This window comes from Acinetobacter gerneri DSM 14967 = CIP 107464 = MTCC 9824 (genome assembly GCF_000368565.1).
Lineage (GTDB): Bacteria > Pseudomonadota > Gammaproteobacteria > Pseudomonadales > Moraxellaceae > Acinetobacter > Acinetobacter gerneri.
On sequence record NZ_KB849539.1, the window covers coordinates 159,880 to 179,625 of the forward strand.

16 protein-coding genes and 1 tRNA gene are annotated in these 19,746 nt (G+C 38.0%); 13 read left to right on the plus strand and 4 right to left on the minus strand.

Annotated features, from left to right (window positions below; all coding sequences use genetic code 11):
• Positions 1-285: 285 nt before the first annotated feature.
• Together F960_RS05195 and F960_RS05200 are read right to left on the minus strand one after the other, a co-directional pair.
• Complete coding sequence (locus F960_RS05195) at positions 286-2,109, minus strand: aminopeptidase P family protein (protein WP_004859358.1); 1,824 nt, start codon at positions 2,107-2,109, stop codon at positions 286-288.
• Positions 2,106-3,677 carry a peptide MFS transporter gene (locus F960_RS05200; RefSeq protein ID WP_085945814.1) on the minus strand — a complete coding sequence of 524 codons (1,572 nt, stop codon included), beginning with the start codon at positions 3,675-3,677 and terminating at the stop codon, positions 2,106-2,108. The genes F960_RS05195 and F960_RS05200 overlap by 4 nt, the downstream gene beginning before the upstream one ends.
• Before the next feature lie 677 nt (positions 3,678-4,354).
• Between F960_RS05200 and glnA the strand changes: the two genes are divergently transcribed.
• Entirely contained in the window at positions 4,355-5,770 is a 1,416-nt protein-coding gene (gene glnA / locus F960_RS05205) for a type I glutamate--ammonia ligase (RefSeq protein ID WP_020846470.1), read from the plus strand.
• A gap of 161 nt (positions 5,771-5,931) precedes the next feature.
• Here the strand turns inward: glnA and F960_RS21440 are convergent, their stop codons facing one another.
• The gene (locus F960_RS21440; protein ID WP_004859367.1) at positions 5,932-6,819 is read right to left on the minus strand and encodes a hypothetical protein; all 888 of its coding nucleotides are present in this window, start codon (positions 6,817-6,819) and stop codon (positions 5,932-5,934) included.
• Positions 6,820-6,957: 138 nt separating this feature from the next.
• Between F960_RS21440 and F960_RS05215 the strand changes: the two genes are divergently transcribed.
• On the plus strand, positions 6,958-8,991 hold the full coding sequence (locus tag F960_RS05215) for an NADPH-dependent 2,4-dienoyl-CoA reductase (protein ID WP_004859370.1): 2,034 nt from the start codon (positions 6,958-6,960) through the stop codon (positions 8,989-8,991).
• A gap of 87 nt (positions 8,992-9,078) precedes the next feature.
• Positions 9,079-9,168 (plus strand) — tRNA-Ser (locus F960_RS05220).
• Positions 9,169-9,378: 210 nt separating this feature from the next.
• Here F960_RS05220 and F960_RS05225 read toward each other — a convergent pair.
• Entirely contained in the window at positions 9,379-10,188 is an 810-nt protein-coding gene (locus tag F960_RS05225; protein WP_004859372.1) for a hypothetical protein, read from the minus strand.
• A 194-nt stretch (positions 10,189-10,382) separates the two neighbouring features.
• Between F960_RS05225 and F960_RS05230 the strand changes: the two genes are divergently transcribed.
• From F960_RS05230 to F960_RS05270, 10 genes are all read left to right on the plus strand, one after another.
• Positions 10,383-12,704, plus strand: coding sequence for a hypothetical protein (locus tag F960_RS05230; RefSeq protein WP_035372892.1), 2,322 nt, complete (start codon positions 10,383-10,385; stop codon positions 12,702-12,704).
• Positions 12,705-13,065: 361 nt separating this feature from the next.
• Positions 13,066-14,070: a YagK/YfjJ domain-containing protein gene (locus F960_RS05235; protein ID WP_004859380.1), complete on the plus strand. Its 1,005-nt coding sequence runs from the start codon at positions 13,066-13,068 to the stop codon at positions 14,068-14,070.
• Positions 14,071-14,224: 154 nt separating this feature from the next.
• Complete coding sequence (locus F960_RS05240; protein WP_004859382.1) at positions 14,225-14,458, plus strand: AlpA family phage regulatory protein; 234 nt, start codon at positions 14,225-14,227, stop codon at positions 14,456-14,458.
• Positions 14,459-14,545: 87 nt separating this feature from the next.
• On the plus strand, positions 14,546-15,457 hold the full coding sequence (locus tag F960_RS05245) for a hypothetical protein (protein ID WP_004859386.1): 912 nt from the start codon (positions 14,546-14,548) through the stop codon (positions 15,455-15,457).
• Positions 15,458-16,075: 618 nt separating this feature from the next.
• Positions 16,076-17,119 (plus strand): hypothetical protein, encoded by a 1,044-nt coding sequence (locus F960_RS05250; protein ID WP_004859388.1) that lies wholly within the window; start codon positions 16,076-16,078, stop codon positions 17,117-17,119.
• On the plus strand, positions 17,119-17,454 hold the full coding sequence (locus F960_RS05255) for a hypothetical protein (protein ID WP_004859392.1): 336 nt from the start codon (positions 17,119-17,121) through the stop codon (positions 17,452-17,454). The genes F960_RS05250 and F960_RS05255 overlap by 1 nt, the downstream gene beginning before the upstream one ends.
• A 12-nt stretch (positions 17,455-17,466) precedes the next feature.
• On the plus strand, positions 17,467-18,534 hold the full coding sequence (locus F960_RS05260) for a J domain-containing protein (RefSeq protein ID WP_004859394.1): 1,068 nt from the start codon (positions 17,467-17,469) through the stop codon (positions 18,532-18,534).
• Positions 18,535-18,631: 97 nt separating this feature from the next.
• Positions 18,632-18,889 (plus strand): hypothetical protein, encoded by a 258-nt coding sequence (locus F960_RS05265; RefSeq protein WP_004859397.1) that lies wholly within the window; start codon positions 18,632-18,634, stop codon positions 18,887-18,889.
• A gap of 11 nt (positions 18,890-18,900) precedes the next feature.
• Positions 18,901-19,050, plus strand: coding sequence for a hypothetical protein (locus tag F960_RS22600; RefSeq protein ID WP_004859400.1), 150 nt, complete (start codon positions 18,901-18,903; stop codon positions 19,048-19,050).
• Entirely contained in the window at positions 19,047-19,736 is a 690-nt protein-coding gene (locus tag F960_RS05270) for a hypothetical protein (RefSeq protein ID WP_004859403.1), read from the plus strand. Before F960_RS22600 ends, F960_RS05270 begins: the two co-directional genes overlap by 4 nt.
• Positions 19,737-19,746 lie beyond the last annotated feature (10 nt).

Genomic DNA, 19,746 nt, shown 5'->3' on the forward strand with positions numbered 1-19,746 from the left:
ACCTTTAAAATCAGAAGCTGCTAATCGTCTATTTTAATCTTGCTGATTAAAATTCAATTTTTTTCTACCTTGAAATAAAAATAGGATTTTGACATTAAAGTTTCAAAAAGTTTTTTTAAGATAACTGCTGTAAAGTTTGAAATATATTTTGCTTAACTTTGAGCTTAGTAGATCAAGCTTCCATACCTTTCCTCTCCCTCTTATTGAAAGGTATGGTATTTTCTTGAACTGATTTAAAGTATTAGATGATTTGAATACATTAAACTTGTGTTTAAGGTATTTATACTAAATCACAGCTTCAGTATTGTGGATCAACCATTCCAAAACCTCACCAGAGAGAGAGGGTGATAAACGTTCACGCACAGTGGCATGATATTGATTTAACCAAGCTTTTTCAGATTGATCTAGTATCTCGGGCACAATACATTCGCGGTTGATTGGACACAGTGTTAGTGTCTCAAATTCTAAAAATTCACCATAATTTGAAGATACACTATCAGTGCCATCATCGAATTGTTTAGTACGATTAACCACTAGATTTTCGATTCGAATGCCATATTTCCCTTCGTGATATAGTCCCGGTTCGTTCGATACGATCATGCCTTTATGCATTTTTGAATAAGCATGTATCGGTGCATAATACGATAAAACCTGTGGACCTTCATGCACATTGAGCGCAAAACCAACGCCGTGACCTGTGCCATGCCGATAATCTAAACCGTATTGCCACAGAGGCTGGCGGCAGATCGAGTCTAGTAACTGTGCAGCTATTCCTTCAGGAAAGACCGCTTGAGCCAGCGCAATATGACATTTTAGTACCAAGGTATAATCACGTTTTTGGTCCTGACTTGGCTGTCCAATTGGAACAACACGGGTAATATCGGTTGTACCGTCACGATATTGAGCTCCAGAGTCTATTAATAACAGTCCATTTCCCGTGATTTGTGAATAATGCTCAGGCGTTGCACGATAATGTGGCAATGCACCATTTTCATTAAAGCCTGCAATGGTTGAAAAACTTAAACCAATGAACCCTTGTTGTTGCTGGCGGAAGCCTGTGATTTTTTCATCAATGGTCAATTCAGAGATACTTTCTTGATTGGCTAATGCATTTTCTAACCAATGAAAGAAATGACATAGCGCAACACCATCTTTTTGCATGGCGTGGCGAATATGTGCGATTTCACTGTCTTGTTTACGTGATTTGAGTAATGTACTTGGATTGATGTCATGCATGATCTGACTTTGTTTAGAAATCGATTGTTCATGAAAAATAGACACTTTACTCGGATCCAGTAACAGACTTTGTTCAGAAATCTGCATTAAATACAAAGCTGTATCTTGATAGTCTTTGATCTGTATCCCATCATCATGGAATTGTTTACGAACTTCGGTATCTAGTTTTTGTTGATCTATAAACAGTACAACTTGCTCTTGATTGATAAAGAGATGAGCTAAAAATACAGGATTATAATCTACATCTTGTCCACGGCTATTTAAGATCCATGCGATATCATCGAGTGCAGATATAAAGTGTGAAGAAACTGACTTTTCATTTAATTTTTCACGGATAATTTCAATTTTTTCTTTACGTGATAAAGCATTGATTTCATCATCCATGATATAGATAGTTTTGGATGGCAGAGCAGGCTGATCTTGCCAGATTTGACTGATCAGATCGAGTTGGGTATTGATTTGAAAATCTTTTCGTTTCGCAAGTTGTTCAAGCGCTTGAAACTGAGCGACTGAAATCGTCTGTCCATTTACACAAACGCTTTGTTTTGCAGCAATGTTATTTTCAAGCCATGCTAAATGATTTGAACTCGGGTCTTGGGTCAGCTTTTGTAAAGTGATGCCCGTATTTTTGAGTTGTTGCTCTGCTTGCACCCAATAGCGTCCATCGACCCATAGCCCTGCAAAATCCTGAGTAATCACCAGTGTGCCTACAGAACCTGTAAATCCAGACAACCACTGCCTCATTTTCCAATATTCTGGGAGATATTCTGACATGTGCGGATCAGCACTCAATACAATATACGCGGTCATATTTTGAGTGTGCATCAATGCACGAAGTTGTTGTAACTTTTCAGGTACGCTTAAAAAACTCATAATGTTTCCATATTCGATTGAGGTGAGACAGACTCGGTTTTATTCATCAGTCTTTTGATTGGGGCTTTTAATAGCCATAAAACGATAGCACCAATCGCGAGCGCAATCACGCAGCGCATGAATAATGTCGGCAAATTGTCAATTTCATTGGCTGAAACATGTCCACCAATCAGACCTGCCATAAGGTTGCCTAGTGCAGAAGCCGTAAACCACAACCCCATGATCTGTCCGCGAATCACAGTCGGTGCAAGTTTGGTCATGGTGGATAAACCGACCGGACTTAAACAAAGCTCGCCTAATGTTAATAACAATAAACTTGTCACGATCCACAGTGGAGAAACCAGATCACCATTGCCTTTTGCCACCAAAGTGCTGGCAAATGCCATAACTAAAAATCCTGAAGCTGCCAGAACGAGCGCAATGATAAATTTGGAAATATAGCTTGGATCTTTATTTTTTTTGCCCAATTTGACCCAAAGCCATGCTGCAATTGGCGCGAAAATGATAATAAAGAGGGCATTGATCGACTGGAACCACACGGTCGGGATTTCAAAACCAAAGAAATGACGTTGCGTAAAATCATTGGCAAATAAGTTAAATGAAGTCGGCTTTTGTTCAAAGGCAGACCAAAATAGAGCTGCTGCAACAAGCAAGATAAAACAAATGATGATTTGGAACTTTTCCTGCTGATTTAAATGCATAAACAATAATAAATAAGCAAAATAAACCACGATGCAGATACAAATACTCATGGTTAAATATGTCACAACAGCCACAGGATGGATCGTAATGACACCAAAAGCAGTCAGAGCAACGAGTGCAGCAACGAGAGCAAGAAATCCAAATACGATTTTAGGTGCTTTTGTATTGATGACGACAGGTTTATTCCAAGTATTTTCTTGACCACGCAATGTATTGAACTGTCTAAGTGATGGAATCGCAGAGAAACGGAAAATGAGAAGTGCGATAAGCATACCGATTCCGCCGATACCAAAACCGAGATGCCAGCCATTATCTTTGATCAGCAGGCCTGTAATCAGTGGGGCAATAAATGATCCGATATTGATCCCCATATAAAAAATCGAAAAGCCTGCATCACGCCGCACATCTTTTTCTTTATAGAGCGTACCGACGATCACCGAAATACAGGTTTTAAACAGACCTGAACCAATAACGATCAGCACTAAGCCAAAATAAAAGAAAAAATGATCAATAATGTTGGTCAGCGCAATTGATAAATGCCCTAATGCAATAATCATCGAACCGTACCAAACAGATTTGGCTTGACCTAGCCAGTTATCTGCGACCCAGCCACCGAGCACGGTCATCAGGTACATAGAACCTGCAAATAAACCAACAATGGCTGCTGCCGTAGGACGGTCTAGGCCTAAGCCGCCATTTGCAACCATAGCGGACATATATAAAATGAGGAGAGGGCGAATGCCATAATAAGAAAAACGTTCCCAAAGCTCTGTGAAAAATAAACTTTTTAATGGTTTGGGATGACCTAAAAAAGCCTGATTCTGTGTTTCTAAATCATGTTGTTGCATCTTCAAATCCTTGAAAATGAAAGTTGAAAAAAATAAAACAAACTTTTAGTTTTGCTTAATATAAAAAAAAATTATGGATAAGAGTGTATATAATTTATGTAAAAATGAAAATTGATTTAAAAAATGATCAATAGATGCATTATTTAATCTATTGATATCTCTTAATAATGAAAAGTCTAATATACTACCGGGTATTGAATCTTCATTTGAATTTTAGTTTTCAGCAGTTGAAATTTATCGTTATATTTTTCAGCAGGATGCTTTACATCTAAAATTTAGACGATTTTCATGAAGATGTGATTTTTTTAAGCTATAAAAAAAGACATGTTGTGCTGAAACATAGTGCAAACACAAAATTGCCAAACTTAGCAATTTTGTGAAATTGATCAGCTAAAATTATTTAAAATGCCAATTATGCTCTATTAATAGGCGTAAAAGGCGTTTTTATAAAAATATGCACCATTTTAGAGCAGTCTAAATATGTTTTTGTTTAAAAGCTTAAGACGATGTCTGAATATGGTGCATTTAAAGTTGCACACAGTATAATAGGTGCAAACAACAGCCAGTATTGATTTATTTGTTATATAGAATTCAATATTTTAGCTTTTGTTTGAAAAGTTGGTACGGGATTTGCTTAGTAACGACCAACTACTAACACGCACGTAGCAAGTGCAACAAAAATTCATTGGAGCAAAATGAGCATGGCGAACAAGGTCCTTCAACTCATACAAGAAAGTGGCGCAAAATGGGTCGATTTTCGCTTTACTGATACTAAGGGTAAAGAGCAACACGTTACTTACCCATCTGACTCTATCGATGAAGATACATTCGAAGATGGTAAAATGTTCGATGGTTCTTCTATCGCAGGTTGGAAAGGCATCGAAGCTTCTGACATGATCTTACGTCCAGATGCTGAAACAGGTTTTATCGACCCGTTCTTTGCAGAGCCAACTGTTGTCGTGACTTGTGACGTTATTGAGCCATCGACTGGTCAAGGTTATGAACGTGACCCACGTTCAATCGCACGCCGTGCTGAAGAGTATTTAAAATCTACAGGTATCGGTGATACAGCGTTCTTTGGTCCAGAACCAGAATTCTTTGTTTTTGATGAAGTGAAATGGGACATCGACATGTCTGGCGCTCGTCATACATTGATCGCTGAAGAAGCTGCTTGGTCTACAGGTAAAGACTATGAAGCAGGTAACTCTGGTCACCGTCCACGCGTTAAAGGCGGTTACTTCCCAGTTCCACCTGTAGATTCTTCACAAGATATGCGTGCAGAAATGTGTGCAAAAATCGAAGACATCATGGGTCCTGGTCGTGTAGAAGTACATCACCATGAAGTTGCTTCTTGCCAATTAGAAATTGGTGTGAGCTTCAACACTATGGTTCGTAAAGCTGACGAAGTTCAACAATTCAAATATGCAGTTTGGAACGTTGCACATCAATACGCGAAAACAGCAACCTTTATGCCTAAACCAATGGTAGGTGATAACGGTTCTGGTATGCACGTTCATATGTCTATCTCTAAAGATGGCAAGAACTTGTTTGCTGGTGATGAATATGCAGGTTTGTCAGAAATGGCACTTTATTTCATCGGCGGTGTAATCAAACACGCACGTGCATTGAATGCGATTACTAACCCTTCTACAAACTCGTACAAGCGTTTAGTTCCACATTTCGAAGCACCAATTATGCTTGCTTACTCAGCGCGTAACCGTTCTGCTTCTATTCGTATTCCATACGTTTCAAGCCCTAAAGGCAAACGTATCGAAGCACGTTTCCCAGATCCAATGATGAACCCATACTTAGGTTTTGCTGCATTGTTGATGGCTGGTCTTGACGGTATCCAAAACAAGATCCACCCAGGTGAAGCTGCTGACAAAAACCTTTATGACTTACCTCCTGAAGAAGAAGCTAAAATCCCTACAGTTGCGCATAACCTAGAAATGGCGTTAGAAGCACTTGAAGCGGATCATGACTTCTTGTTGAAAGGTGGCGTGTTCACTAAAGAAATGCTTGAAGCATATATCGAACTTAAAACTGAAGAAGTTCGTCGTTTGAACACGACTACTCACCCAGTTGAGTTTGACATGTACTACAGCTTGTAATTTAAAGCTGTATGACGATATAGCCATGCTCGAAAAGCTCGCCTTGTGCGGGCTTTTTTATGCAGAAAATTTTTGAATATTATTTTTTGAGTATGATTTTTTGGAATAATTTTAAAATCGTGAAAAATGGATTGATCTATTTTTAAATCAATATTTTCAGATCAGTCCGCATGATTTATTTCATTGATCCGAATGAAAATATACGTACACAATCCAGCGACAACCATCAACGCAATAAAACTATAAATAATTGATGCAGAATAAAGATAGGTTGCAATGGCTGCAAATATTCCTAATATCAAGAATAAAAGTAAAAATAGAGACTGTGGAATAAAAGCAGGACTGTCTTGGATATGTGATGGATGTTCTCTTATTTGTTGCAATTCAGAACTTTGCGGAAAAACTTTGGCCTTGGCTCTCGAATAACCTCTCAGAAAATACTGCACTTCATGAGGATATTGATGTAAATCATTTAAAAAGCGTTTCCAAAATATTGGATTTTTTTGTAATGAATGACCTGTTCCCAAAGCTTCTAAGGGAATCATACTATTTTGTAGCCAATTTTCAGCTTGATTGATATCGGGTAAGCCTAATGTGCGTAGCAATACATGGTCTGGATAATATTTTTCGACCATGATTTCAAATTCATGATAAATATCAGTGTATTGATCACCTGTAATTTGTAAAAACTCAGCTTTTCGTTGCTTGAGGAGTTGTAAAGCAGATGCAGTATCGGTGATTAGATAGGGATATTCACTTTCTGTACCAAAATTTTCCAAACAGCTTTGCCTTTCAGCAGCAACATTTTCATCATCAATGTCAAAATCGTCAATAAAACGTGCCCATTGAATTTGATCTTGTTCAAACATCATCAGCCATAAAATGGGCAAAAAACTATTTGCTTCAAGCTCAGGACGAGGGACTTCCGCAAAAACTTTCCATTGATTGAGATGGCCTAATGGCATGTGGTCAAAAGGGCAACTCGTCAAAAATACTCGATGTGGCATATTTCGAATCTGAGAGGTGCTTTGAGATTTATTGTAGAGCATTAAAACAATCAAAAATTAATATTTTGTAAAAATTGACTATGCATACCATGAAAATAATTCAAATAGTCATCGTAAACTTTGCAAAAGAAGCTAAAGTAAATGCAACAAGTTGCAAAGCCAAACTTAAAAGGATTCATCATGACAACTAGCTATGCAAATATACTTAAACCCCTGCATTTAGGTTTTACGACGATAAAAAATAGAGTCGTGATGGGATCTATGCATACAGGATTGGAGGATAGATTTTATAATTATCCAAAACTTGCTGCATATTTTGGTGAACGTGCCAAAGGTGGTGTAGGGCTTATTATTACAGGTGGAATTTCACCAAATCGTCAGGGTTGGTTATTGCCAGCAGGCGGAACGATGAATCATTTGGGTGATATTGCACCGCATCGTTTAGTGACTCATGCCGTACATAAGCATGGCGCAAAAATTTTAATGCAAATCTTGCATGCAGGACGCTATGGTTATCAACCATTTGTTGTGTCAGCAAGCCCGATTAAATCGCCTATTTCACCATTTAAACCAAGACAAATGAGTGAAAAAAATATTTTACAGACCATTGATGACTATGCGCACACTGCAAGCCTAGCGCAAAAAGCTGGCTATGATGGCGTGGAAATCATGGGTTCAGAAGGTTATTTACTCAATCAGTTTTTGAGTCGCCATGTCAATCAGCGTGATGATCGCTGGGGCGGTGAGATTGAAAACCGTATGCGTTTTGCGGTGGAAATCGTAAAAGCAATTCGTCAAAAAGTGGGTGAAAAATTTATTATCTGTTTCCGTCTTTCGATGCTGGATTTAGTACATGACGGAAATACCATGGATGAAGTGATTATTGTTGCCAAGGCTTTGGAAAAAGCTGGCATCACTTTGCTCAATACAGGTATTGGTTGGCATGAAGCACGTATTCCAACCATCGTAACATCTGTACCTCGTGCAGCATTTGTTGACTATACTGCTGAAGTTAAAAAACATGTCAGTGTTCCTGTAATCGCGTCTAACCGTATCAATATGCCTGAAACTGCAGAAAAGATTTTGGCAGAAGGCAAAGCGGATATGGTGCAAATGGCACGACCATTGTTGGCTGATGCATTTTGGGTAAATAAAACCGCGACCAATCGTGTTGATGAAATCAATACGTGTATTGCCTGCAACCAAGCATGTTTAGATCATACCTTTAAAAATAAACGCGCGACTTGCCTCGTCAATCCACGTGCCGCTTATGAAACTGAATTGGTTTATATCAAAACCAAAAAAGTCAAAAAAATCGCGGTTGTTGGTGGTGGTGTTGCGGGTATGTCGGCAGCTACCGTGGCAGCAGAACGTGGTCATCAAGTGACATTATTTGAAGCTGCAAATGAAGTGGGTGGTCAGTTCAATTTGGCTAAGGTCGTACCTGGCAAAGAAGAATTCCATGAAACGATTCGATATTTTAAAGTACAAATCGAAAAGACAGGTGTAGAACTGCGTTTAAATACCAAAGTCAATCGTGAACAGCTTGAGCGTGAAGGTTTCGATGAAGTGATCGTTGCGACAGGAGTCATTCCTCGTGCCTTGAAAATCCAAGGCAGTGATGCACCACAAGTACTATCTTATGCAGAAGTTTTAAAAGGCGCTGCTGTCGGTCAAAAAGTTGCAGTGATTGGCGCAGGTGGGATAGGTTTTGACGTATCTGAATATTTACTCAAGCCTGAACATCAAGCTCAGCCACAAGATTTAAATGAGTGGAAACGTGAATGGGGCGTGGATCCTGTCGTAAATTATATGAGTGAAGGTGGTTTGGAACGACCTCAAGTCGATGCGCCGATTCGCGAAATATATTTGATGCAACGTAAGACTACACCGCTTGGTATTGGTCTTGGAAAAACCTCAGGCTGGGTACATCGTGCTCAATTGAAAAAGCATGCTGTAAAAATGATGCGTGGTGTCCAATATAAAGCAGTTACTGATGAAGGCTTATGGGTTGAAATGGATGGCCATGATCAATTGTTGCGTGTAGATACGATTGTGGTCTGTGCGGGACAGGAGTCGGTCAAAGATTTGATGCCGAAAGAAAGCGATAAAACATTAGCAAATTATCATATTATTGGTGGTGCTAAACTGGCTGCTGAGCTTGATGCTAAGCGTGCAATCCGTGAAGGTGCTGAATTAGCAGCCAAACTTTAAGGATTTGATGAAACATTATGCATTTGAATGCTTTGAGCGTAACTTTTACTTGTCTAATCAGGAAAAGCTTAGTATTCTTCTGCACATGGAAGCGTGGCAGAGCGGTTTAATGCACCGGTCTTGAAAACCGACGAGGGTTCACGCCCTCCGTGAGTTCGAATCTCACCGCTTCCGCCAAATTTTGAATTAAGCCCTTGTATTTACAAGGGCTTTTTTATTACATATGCTTTTGTCCCACATTGTAACCCACATAAAATTTTGGATTGGATTAATCAAAATAAGAATAATTCAGATGGCGTTAGATAATTGGTAAATTGAGTTTAAGTTGTCTATTACAGTACAAACCTAAACATAAAGGTTCTGCATACCTACTTTTAGTATCTGTTCTCATTGTTTCGAGTTGTGATGATCTTCTTTTTTGAGGTCATCTTGTTCTGCATTCGTTTCATTTGTTGGTTTACGGTTCGGATTACGAGCGGTAAGTGGTATTGAAACTTTTTTTACTGCCACTTTTGCTACTTGGGCTGTAGATTTTATTTGTCTTTTTAGATTTAGTAATTGTTCTCTTTCATCTTGGTTTGGTAAACGTGTGCCAATGAGTGCATCAGGATTTTGCTCAACCATTTCTTTTGTTTGTTTGATCCATCCAGTATCCACACTTTCTGATTTGGGTGAGGTCATTGCATTATAGATAGATTCTGTATAGTTAGAGTGGCTTTCAACCTCATTTACAGAGCTCGTTACTTTATTGATGTTTTGACATGACTCTAATCGGGCTTGATTATCCCTTTTATATTCCATTTGATTTTGAGACTCTATATTTTCATTACCATTACATTTTAGCTTTGCTTGTGCATTACCTTCGACTATTGGCGGTTGTATGGCAGGTTTTGAGGGTAAATTCTGTTGATATCTTGCAAACTCAGTAAGGTACATTTTTTCACGTTCATGAGCTAAGTTTAGCTGCGTTTGTAGCAAGATATTTTGTGAAATAAGTAAGTTTAAAATCTGTTTATAGTTTATTTCTTTATCTTTGTTTGATTTTTTATCGAGTAACTCGATAATGGCTGGCATAGCTTCATTTAAATCTATTTTACCATTGATTATATTGATTTTATTTTGACTTGCTAAATAATAAATTTGTGTTCTGGATAGTCCCGTTTGTTTGCTTAGCTGAAGTACAGTTAATTGTTTCATGTTTAAATCTGTTTAAAATGAGTGTATATGGTGTGTGATTATACTGATAAAGCGATTCAACTTTTAATTAAAAGTATTGAAAATGCGGTTTACGAGATGAGTTTTTTGAATTATAGATTGTGAAAAAATATGCTATTTTTTAATTTGTATTGATAAATGGTAGATAGAATGGGCCTTTGGGGGAAAGTTTTTAGATGAAACTATCGAATATTGAGTACACGCAGCGTATCCAAGAGATAAGAATTCTTTTGAATTTTTATCTGATGCAGATTGAGCCCATTAACATGCAGCAGATGGTGCTGCGTGATGAATATTATTCTGTAATGGCTTATCTGAAAAATGTTGTACAGTTTGAAAAACTCATTTTAAGTTTTGTGTATAACGGGAAATTAGAACGAAATGAAGAGCAAGATCTGTTTGACCTTTTACACGAAATATATAAACAAGGAATAGAGCGTTTTGAGCTAGAAGAAATGTCTGTTTTGGATGCAAAGCTGACAGAGTCGCAGGTGCAGGCGAAAAATGTTGTGCTATTTGGTCAACGTCATGGCATAGCTAAAGTAATACTTGACTCCAATTATGCGAAAGCGCTTTTTCAACTCTATTGGGTATCGCACGAAAAAATTAGATTTAAGTCTGATAAAGAAAGATTTACTGAATTCTATCAAAAAAGAAAAATAAATCTTTTGCAGAATAGTTTTTCTGTTTTTGAAAATTTTAAGTCGGATTTTTGGGCGTTACGAGATAAACGGACCACTAATTTACAATCTAAATTTGAACAAATGTTCGCCTCAAAAAATAGTGTAAAAGTACTTTGTGTTAATTTATTTGCACCTAAACTTTATGGTGAAATTCAAATTGAATTTTTAAATTCGGCTTTGAGAAAACTTTGTTGTGAGATGGAAAAGCTGGGGCACTACCGAGGTCTTTTTTATAAACTTGAATATGGTATTGATGGACAATTTTTTTACTTTTGTGTGGTGGTTTTTGAAAACTTAAAAAGCTTAGCGATTTTTGAATTATATAAAAATATTGCTACTGTTTGGCAAGCGATACAGACTGGTGGTCATCCTTTAGACAATCAAGCTTTGCTTCCTTCGGCAGAGTTTCTCAACACTAAGCTTTATCGCACAGAGGCTTTACAAGCTGGGGTTATTTCTAGAAACGGGCTAAGTTATGCACAATTTATAAGAACAACACTTGCTTATATTGCCAATGGACCAAGTCTCTTACAAATACTTTTAGGGACGGCCATTTGGGGTGAAGAGAAGCCGTATCACTGTATCGATAAGCCTAGAGAAATATCTAAAAAAGCCATTACTCCAAGAAAACCAAAAAAATTGGAACATCATCAGGAAAACGAATCTCTCCTACAAGCATTAAAATTAAAAAACGTGTTTAAGCCTTTGCAAAAGGATATTAAGGATATTGGGTTGTGTTACGAACACATTCCCTCTATTGATCAGTCATACGGACGGGATTTTCTGATTTTAAAATCTGCAATGATCCGGATGGAAGTTGCAGTAGTTTTAGCACCTGTCTGGAAAAGAGATCCAGTTACGATTGAAGGAAATGAGATTAAACAAAATGATTGGGGCGGTTTAATACAGGATGAGCTACAAGAACAAAAGAATATTCAAATATTACTTCAGTATGCTGATTTTATTGGGCCACGAGTTCTATGCTTTATCGCTGCATTTTTTATGGTCCCAAAACAATATTCTCCAGCCTATTCTTTTAGCGTATATAAAACCGCATTGCATCAGAAGATTCGGGAACTTATGGCGTTACCCCTTAAAATGTTCAAAGAGCAGATAAAAGGGTTGGTTGAAAAACGTTTGATGCCTTCAGGTGCTTTTACCAAATTAGAGACCCTGCTGACTAGCAGGCGGTTTCACACTGAATCATTAGAAGAGTGGTTAAAGGTGCAGGAGAGAGTCAAAAAAAGATCATTTCTAGCGATTGATAGCTATGTCAACAAATTAGAAAATAAACAAAATATTTACCGAGATGTAGAATTTACATTTACTGTGCAAAATTCCCAATCTTTAAAATCAATCGATACCCTTTTGAAAAGTGCTATTGATCATTTTAATAAAACACATAAGGAGCTCATGGGGTACGTTGGATATTGGAATTTTCAGCAGGTCAATGAGCAAAAGATTAAATATATTGCGACTCTGACATTTTATCTGGATGAACGATATATAGAATCAACAGGACCAGAAAGCTGGTTTGAAAAGCTCAAGCATCAGACGGATTTACGTCTGGATAAAAAGGCCAAAGATTTGAATATTGATGAAATCAAGGTGAAAAAAATTGACGACATCATGGAGTACATGAGGTCATTTCAGTCAAAATTTATTGAAAAAAAACGTTCGCGACGTTATACATCAAGTCTCTTATTTGCCTTAATCCATCGTGATTTATACTGGAAGAATACTGCCATCATCCAGAAACAAATTTTAATTCGCGGTCGAACTGGCTACAAAAAAAGAAACAGGAAAAAAGATTGAAAAACGGGCTTAACTTCCGCTTTAGGTAGAGCGACAAAAATGAAAGCTATTTCGAAGTTTTGTGCTAAAGACTACTCCAGTATACAAGCGTATTTTTTTGCTTAGGTACTGGGTAAATGATGTTATATCTATATATATATCTATATCATATCTAATACCTTTAAATATCTAATATTCTTAATATCTAACGCATATAATATCTTAATATTTATGTAGTCTATCTTAACTAGCCATACCATTTTAGGCCTCATCATAAGATCGAATATTTCCTATATTTCTATCTAGTCGTAAAAAAACGACAAGATAGTGAATGATGGATCTAGAACAATAGAAATTAAAAAAATATTTAGATGCGCTACCTATGAAACTCAATAGCATGGTAGGCAATCCAATGATAAATGAAATCGAAACACTCATTGCAATAGAGCAATTAATTCAAGAAGTGAGCCAGACGCTGGATAGTGGTTGCTGTTTAACTCAAAGACGAAATGAACAAAAACTAAGAGCTTATGCTCGGCGAGGTTGTGATTTGATTCCAGCCTTTAGACAGCTTATTTCTCAAGACATTCAATTAATGTTTCCAATAAACTGTTTTATGCGTGTTTTGGATATAGCCAAGAGAATAAATTTAAAATATGGTTTATCTGAGAATGATATTCCTTATACGGATCAGTATATAGAAATATGCGAAGCGATGCATGTATTTCCTGCTGCCTATCACAAGGATCAGCTTAAATTTTATAATCAAGAGTGTAAAAATAGATGTGAGCTTGAGAAATATTTGTACAATTTAATTCATAAGCATTGTAAAACTTTATGGGTGAGGGTTGAGCTTAAGTACTTTAGTGACAGCTTAGATGAGATTTCTATTCTAGATGTTGATCGGCACTTTAAAGCCTTTCGTAAACGCATATCAGATAAAGATACCTGTTTTAGAGATTTAGTTGGTTATGTCTGGGCATTGGAACAGGGAGGTGAAACAGGGGCTTATCATGTGCATTTGCTGCTTATTTACAATGGCTCCTTAAGGCAAGGGGAATGGAAGATCGGGAGTGAGGTTTGTGCTTTATGGGAAAACATGACCGAAGGGCTGGGTAAAGCATATAGCTTGCAGGATTCTAGACATAGGGAATCTTATCAAAAAGCTGGTAGGGATGGATTGGGCTTGGTTAGGCGAGAAGACGGAATGAAGGTTGAGAATGCTATTCGACTTGCTTTGTATTTCACAAAACCTGAAAAATACGAACAACGTTTAAGAATAAAAGTGCCAAGAATGAGAACATTTGCATGTGGGCAATTCAAACTTAGCCGTTATATGTTACGTCAATCTCGTATAGATCTGGATGATGTTGAATTGCCTTTTTAAACCATTTTACCTCATGTGTAGATCAGAGTGCTTTACTCCACTCTGATCTTACGTATTGTTATTTTTAAAATTGAGACTGAGAAATTATTTTTTGATTGAGTTGCACATGCTATGTGCAGAAAGCACGCCTTCATATCGAATAGGAATACAAAAGATGAACGCGTTAAATCCTCAAACCTTTCAAATCAATCAAATTTTAAATATCAAACAGGTAGTTCAGGTCACAGGGCTGAGTCGAGCAACGATTTATGCAATTCTCGATCCAAAATCTAAATATCATGATGCCACTTTTCCCAAACAAATAACACTCACGAGTAATCGTGTGGGATGGATCGCTCAGGAAATTAATGAATGGATTCAAATAAAAATTGCACAAAGAGTGTGTTAATTTACCAGTAATTGAATTGTTGTATATTAAAAAAATAAAAAATAATCGCGTTGGTCTTCCTATGAATGAATCAATAGGAAGACCATCATGCAATCAATCACAGTAACCCATCTTGAACATCATACTGCCCCTCGTTTGGAACATGATATCCACACGCTATTTTTAAATATTCGATATCAGCATGGAGATAAATATGATATTGATTATTGGCTTCACAGGCTTTCAGGTTATATTCAGGAGTGGAGTTTATTATTTATCACCAATGAATTTTATTTTGGCTTCTGGCTAGAGATATTCATGGGATGTTATCGGGCGAGTAAATTTGAACTGAATATTTTGGGGGTTAAAGATGAAGCGCAAGTTCAAAACCTTGTTAGTTTGATTCTAATTAAATTAGAGAAAATATTTCAAGGTGCGGAAATTTTAGAAGAAATTAAGAGAAAGAATGAAAAGCATCTGAAACAGATTGAACGATATCAAAAAGAATATGATCAAGTCACTGAGTATTGCTTTGATTTAAATAAAATCAATGTGGTTTGTGCATATCAGTCAGATACAGCCTGCCATATTTCTATATTGGACATGAATAAACATATTCAAATATTTAATAAGCATCTAAAATTAAAGAAATATTTTCCTATGCAATATTTATATTGGTACAGACGGGTTGTTCGTATCCCTGAAAAGAACCAATATGTCATGGTTTTATCTTTAACGGTTAATGCTCGGATTTACACCGATACCTCTTTTTATTTGGATCGGTTGAAAGAATTGTGGCAATTTGCAACAGGTTACGAAGGAATCGTAATTGATCTGCTGGATGGCGATAGCCAGAGTCATGAGTTGGTGAGCCAGATATTTACAGAATTTGACGATCAAGATGATGTGACAAGCTTGCTTGAACGGGATGTTGTAAATACAGATGAGTCTTCAAAAAGTGTACGAATTTGGCCAATTGGTTTTAAACACTTTATTGGTACATCTGGTAAGAATATTTGAGGGAGTAAGGTAAGGGTAGTATGAACTGCCTTTATCATTGTAGAAAAAAATGATGGAATCATAAGACCTAGGCAAAATAGATGTATTGGTTAGACGAATTTTACTATTACTGGTTCAGCGATTATTTTGCTTCTGGTCTTGTGCAAGTTGCATTTTTTAATGTGCATCTACATTTCTAATCTCGTGAAAAGTAATAAAAAAATATAGATCCGATAATAGCTTCAACATTGACACCTCAAGCCTTGCAGATTATTCTTGGCTTGCTGGCCTACATTGCCAGTCGGTTTTAGCAGACCGTTTTACCCAAAGCACATGAAAAAGTTTCTTTCTTTTTTGTGGGCATCCCTACGTGACCCCCTCTGCGGCGGAACGGGAGGGGGACATCTTTGGATGTGCTGATCTTTTTGGGTATCAGTCTGCTAACCCCTTTTCGTTTCGCCACCATTATTTAGCAGTGATGTGGTGAAACTTCTTTATACCCAAAGGAGTCCGCCATGCGTACTATTTTCACTGATTCTTTTTTACATCCCTGACTTCATTTAAGCATTGCTGGTTTTCGTGCTGAGCATGAATTTCTGCGACCCCAATAAAAACAACTTAAACTGAAGTGAGGCGAACATGACCCATGCCCGTATTTTGTCGGCATGTCTACTGCTGCCTTTGTGTATCAGTGCATGCTCAAAACAAGACCGCACCACCTATATTCCTGATAAAAAAGATCAACTGTCTAAACGGATTGATTTAAGTTCGGCTCAACGTCCGATTGTGATTCACGGTCAGTCTATTGCTGCTTTGGAGGGTGCTCCCTCTATTGACGAAACGATATTACAAGATTTTCAAAATTACATTGCAGATCGTAAAGGCGCAAAAGGTGCATTTCTTGATTTAAGAAAACAATTAAAGCTGCGACCCGATCAAATGCTTTTATTTGGTGTGAGATCTAAAGTCCAAAAAGACACACCATTTGTGGATTTGAGCAATACCGATTTATTTAGTCGTGCCAATACTTTGGCGATCGAGCATTTGGCATTGCTTAAACGTAGTTCTGTTCCTGAAAAAGATCCGTATGAAACCACAGCAGCTTATCAACAACGTGTGCTGGATGAACAGCAAAGGACACAGAGGCTCACCGCTAAAAGCAATGTTGACCTTGGCCGTATTGAAGATGCTTTAAATTTTAGTAGCCGTGGACTGGAATTCCCTGACAGTTTCGATGCACTCAGTCGAATTGACTATGATGCTGATCAAGCTCTTTTGACCGTACAAACCAGCGTTCCACAAGTCAGGGCAGTTGAACTTGAACGATATGATCCTGCCGCACAATTTCAATTGTTTAGTTTTAAAGTCAATGCATCTGCTGAGCAAGCCAAGGACATCATTAGGATTTTTGATGCACGTGGCTTAGCACCTGTCTATATTGCCTTTGTGCTGGATTATCAACCCAATGGTATCCAGATTAATCGCATTGTATTGATGGAATATTTAGGCATAGAGCAAGAGTTTAAACTTTTAGCACAATTGATGCCGAAGCAAATCAAAGTACAAACACTGAATACTCGTTTGGATGTTCTTCATGAGCAAAGCATCGCTCTACAGCATTTGATTCCTTTCCAATTTGGTTTGTCCGCACGAACGGCCCAATTAAAACATGGAGAAATATGATGCTGAAACACATCTTTCGACTGGGTATCACGCTTGTACTATTTGGCAGTTTATCAGGTTGTTTTGGCAATGGGGGGGCGCTGACACCTCCAAAAGCCGATGATATATTGCATGCCTTGAGGAAGCAAGATGATCGAATTGTACAGGTGCGTTTAAAGCAATGTAAACGTTCCAATGTTTATGAGGGTCAAGAGGGGGCACATCCATATTTTGATTTATATCACTGTGTAGTGACCATTGAGCGTTTTGACCCGATCCTCAATCAAAGCTTGCACCAAGATGAAAAGCATATATTGAGCTTATCTTCGGATGGTTGGACTACTGGTTCAGAATAAGGATAAACAACAATGACTTTACAACAACGATTGCACAACAGCCAATGGCGATCTTTACTCAGCGGAGCAGACAATATTTATTTTGCCCCGCATATCCCTATAAAAAAATTACAAGGTGCAATGACTTATATCTCAGCCGCAATCAGACCTCAAGACATTGTGATGTTGATTGATGATACGGTCTTTGGTAGTGCTAAGGATGGTTTATGTTTGACAGAAACCGAGCTATTTTTTAAAGAAGGATTTGGTGAGGCATACCAATTTCTGTTCATGCAAATCCAAAGGGTTGAGGCGGATTTAGGCATTATTAACCACGGATTACTCATCAATGGCACGCATACGCTCAATTTTTCCCAATTGGATAAAGGAACGGTTCGAGCCCTGGCAGGTTTACTCAATGAATTGTGTCAGCCATCTAAGCAACAACAGCAGACTCAGACACATCAGAAAGAGAAAGTTCAGCTGAATGTGATGCACTATCTCTTCGCTTATTTTATTACCTATCCTACAGGGAAATGGAGTGAAGCATCCCGAATGGCGCTTACGGATTATTTTGCCAAATTAAAAAATCCAGATGTTAATCAATCTATCGCCTATCTGATTCAACAGCCACTCTATACCGATTATGAAGATTTATTACATGGCTTAGCCGAACTGAAAGTTGAAATGTCTTATGAGGCACGGATGCAAATGATTGAAAGTTTGGTATATGTCATGGCCTTGGGGCAGATTGATCAGGAGCAAGCGCAACGCTTTATGATTCAATTATGCCGAGTGACGGGTGTTTCTCCAGCAGTATGGGCAGATCTCGTCGATGCGGTTTATGGTGGTATGCAGCAGGATGGGCAACATGCTGGTGTGCCATTAACAGATGAGCAGAACCAAGCCTGTAAGCTTCTTGATATTTCACCAGAACAATTGAGCGAACAATCATTGCAAACAGCGTATCGTAAAAAGATGGCTGAGTTTCATCCTGATCAATATCAACAATTGCCTGAAGCTGTACGCCAGTTGATTGAGCAACAAGCACAGCAGTTGAATCAAGCCAGAAGCATTTTAAAGGATTACCTAAACACATAATCGAAAATAAAAATATTTCAATTACACATCATGAGCTTGAAGCCTGATCCAGACGAGATCAGGGCAAACCCTATTTAACATTTTAACGAGGGATAATATGAAATTAGGTCCATGGCTTGTCATAAGTAGCTGCCTCATGCTGATGGCATGTAGCAGTTCATTTAAATCCGAATTTAAACAAGGTTGCCGAGAGTTAGGTGGGAATCGTAGTTTTTGCTCATGTAGCTATAAAAATGTTGAACAACATTATGGCAAGAAAACTCTTGAGCAGATTAAAACATCTGGGCTATTTCCATCCGATTGGGCTGAACAGGTGCAACGCGCAGGCATGGCATGTATGGCTGAATTAAAGTAAAGGGAAAACTGATGAAAAAAGCATTGATGTTGTATGTACTGATCACATTTGGTTATTGGGTCAAGCTGATTTGGACATTGCCTGTAGGTTATGCGAAATCATATTTACTTGGACGAGCAATCGTTTGGCCGTTTATTTTCTTGCAATGGATTTTCTCATGAATACATCACCATTAAAGTCAAAATCTACCTTTTCTCGTTATGGATTATGGGTGATTTTACTCATTGTTCTGATTGTCGTGGTTGGTGTGTTATTTAACCAACAGCAACAACGTCAAGCAGACCTTGAATTGGCTAAGCTTGCTTTAGAACAAAGTAAAATCAACAGCCCATCAGCTCAAGCAACGTCAACGCCTGCGACAACTGAATTGTCAGGCATTGAGGGTATGGGAATGGAAGGGCAAATACCAAGCCAAACATCGAGTCACATTGAAGACCCAGAGATTGCAGCCTCAGCAGAAAGTGCAGTAGCAGCCGTTCAAGCCGCCAAACAATCGGTTAAATTAAAGCTGAGTCAACAAATTGACGCTGAATATCATGATACCCAGAAGTTAAATTCAAGCTTATCGCACTATGGCTTAAAGCCGATGAGTAGTGCCCCTGCCGATCTGAAAGGCATTGTTAACTCTATCGATCAAATGTTGACAACACATTTAATGGAGGTTTGGGGGCGAGCAAGTGCAGATCAAGTGGCAAAACAACTAGAGGGATGGTCTGTACAAGGCAATGTTTTGACCTACCGTACAGCCTGGGATTCAGACCGCTCACAATGCACGTGGTATGTGGTGAGCTGGGATAAAAACAATCATCAAGTTCTCGATGAAGGCTATATGCCTTGTTTTAAATAAATTTTTAAAT

Excerpts from the sequence above, each read along its gene's own strand:
- F960_RS05195 (WP_004859358.1), bottom strand. The coding sequence starts at position 2,109 with ATGAGTTTTTTAAGCGTACCTGAAAAGTTACAACAACTTCGTGCATTG.
- glnA (WP_020846470.1), top strand. The coding sequence starts at position 4,355 with ATGAGCATGGCGAACAAGGTCCTTCAACTCATACAAGAAAGTGGCGCA.
- F960_RS21440 (WP_004859367.1), bottom strand. The coding sequence starts at position 6,819 with ATGCTCTACAATAAATCTCAAAGCACCTCTCAGATTCGAAATATGCCA.
- F960_RS05215 (WP_004859370.1), top strand. The coding sequence starts at position 6,958 with ATGACAACTAGCTATGCAAATATACTTAAACCCCTGCATTTAGGTTTT.
- F960_RS05225 (WP_004859372.1), bottom strand. The coding sequence starts at position 10,188 with ATGAAACAATTAACTGTACTTCAGCTAAGCAAACAAACGGGACTATCC.
- F960_RS05230 (WP_035372892.1), top strand. The coding sequence starts at position 10,383 with ATGAAACTATCGAATATTGAGTACACGCAGCGTATCCAAGAGATAAGA.
- F960_RS05235 (WP_004859380.1), top strand. The coding sequence starts at position 13,066 with ATGAAACTCAATAGCATGGTAGGCAATCCAATGATAAATGAAATCGAA.
- F960_RS05240 (WP_004859382.1), top strand. The coding sequence starts at position 14,225 with ATGAACGCGTTAAATCCTCAAACCTTTCAAATCAATCAAATTTTAAAT.
- F960_RS05245 (WP_004859386.1), top strand. The coding sequence starts at position 14,546 with ATGCAATCAATCACAGTAACCCATCTTGAACATCATACTGCCCCTCGT.
- F960_RS05250 (WP_004859388.1), top strand. The coding sequence starts at position 16,076 with ATGACCCATGCCCGTATTTTGTCGGCATGTCTACTGCTGCCTTTGTGT.
- F960_RS05255 (WP_004859392.1), top strand. The coding sequence starts at position 17,119 with ATGCTGAAACACATCTTTCGACTGGGTATCACGCTTGTACTATTTGGC.
- F960_RS05260 (WP_004859394.1), top strand. The coding sequence starts at position 17,467 with ATGACTTTACAACAACGATTGCACAACAGCCAATGGCGATCTTTACTC.
- F960_RS05265 (WP_004859397.1), top strand. The coding sequence starts at position 18,632 with ATGAAATTAGGTCCATGGCTTGTCATAAGTAGCTGCCTCATGCTGATG.
- F960_RS22600 (WP_004859400.1), top strand. The coding sequence starts at position 18,901 with ATGAAAAAAGCATTGATGTTGTATGTACTGATCACATTTGGTTATTGG.
- F960_RS05270 (WP_004859403.1), top strand. The coding sequence starts at position 19,047 with ATGAATACATCACCATTAAAGTCAAAATCTACCTTTTCTCGTTATGGA.